This is a genomic window from Occallatibacter sp. FHG110214_02, from assembly GCF_059115385.1.
Genome location: NZ_JBZYWK010000051.1, coordinates 1 through 472, shown reverse-complemented (window position 1 = coordinate 472; position 472 = coordinate 1). Strand labels below are relative to the sequence as shown.

1 pseudogene is annotated in these 472 nt (G+C 59.5%); it reads left to right on the top strand.

The features are described from left to right. A pseudogene (locus tag AC5S3R_RS20700) lies at positions 1 to 472 on the top strand (mechanosensitive ion channel domain-containing protein); the annotation flags it as partial.

Below are 472 nucleotides of genomic sequence, written 5' to 3'. Positions count from 1 at the left end.
CCTCAGATTGAAGATGAGCTGGGTGCACGCAATGCGGCGATGAAGAAGTATGACGCCGAAGACCATGCGACCGGCGAGACCGCTGTGATGAACGCGGCGAAGTATGCCACGTTGGCAGGCAGAGTCGGCGCGTGGTTCAAGCAGAGCTCGCGGCTGATGCTAATTGAGCAGGCCGCGGATGAGGCGCGTGCGGCAGCAACCAACCTGGCCAAGACGCAGAGCACGCTTGCGACGCAAGCAGGCTCACAAGCAAATGCGGCGGCCAGCAATGGAACGACACGGCTGGCTCGTATCCAGGCGGCAAGCCTGCGGCAGCAACTGGTGAGCATTTACGAAGATCGCATACGCACGGAGCAGCAGCTCGCTTCGGTGTATGACAAGTGGGCGGCGCAGGTGGGAGTACAGCACCAGATTCTGCTGCATCTTGTGTTGCAGTCGCTGGCATGGATTTTTGTCATCCTGATTTGCATGG